Source organism: Pseudomonas sp. 43(2021) (genome assembly GCF_017490805.1).
In the GTDB taxonomy this organism is placed as follows: Bacteria; Pseudomonadota; Gammaproteobacteria; order Pseudomonadales; family Pseudomonadaceae; genus Aquipseudomonas.
On record NZ_JAFGYJ010000137.1, the window covers coordinates 1 to 652 of the forward strand.

Here is a 652-nt window from a genome sequence, read left to right on the forward strand (position 1 = left end):
CGCCTGATGGCCATCCGTGAAGCCAACGAAGCACAGATCGCCGAAGGTGCCGACGACAACCGCTTCCCGGTCTACCCGCAGCGCATGGTCGCCGACATCCGTCGCGTGCTGCCGTCCGAAGGCATCGTTGCCCTGGACAACGGCATCTACAAGATCTGGTTCGCCCGTAACTACAAGGCGCACAAGCCGAACACCGTACTGCTGGACAACGCCCTGGCGACCATGGGCGCCGGCCTGCCATCGGCCATGGCTGCGCACCTGGTGCACCCGGACCGCCCGGTGATCTCGGTTTGCGGTGACGGCGGCTTCATGATGAACAGCCAGGAGCTGGAAACTGCGGTACGCTTGGGGATGCACATCACCGTGGTGATCCTGCGTGACGACGGCTACGGCATGATCCGCTGGAAGCAGGCGAACATGGGCTTCACCGATTTCGGCCTGGACTACGGCAACCCGGACTTCGTCAAGTACGCCGAAGCCTACGGTGCCAACGGCCACCGCGTGGAAAGCGCCGAAGGCCTGCTGCCGCTGCTCGAGCACTGCATCAAGACCCCGGGCGTGCACGTGATCGACTGCCCGGTCGATTACAGCGAGAACGACCGCATCCTCAACAGCGAGCTGCGTGAGCGCGCGCTGGCGGTGTAAGGCCTGA

1 protein-coding gene is annotated in these 652 nt (G+C 64.3%); it reads left to right on the forward strand.

All coding sequences use genetic code 11. From position 1 onward, the window contains the following. Positions 1–645, forward strand: a 645-nt coding sequence (locus J5M71_RS26375; RefSeq protein ID WP_243434358.1) for a thiamine pyrophosphate-dependent enzyme, incomplete at its 5' end; no start/stop codon positions are given. Positions 646–652 lie beyond the last annotated feature (7 nt).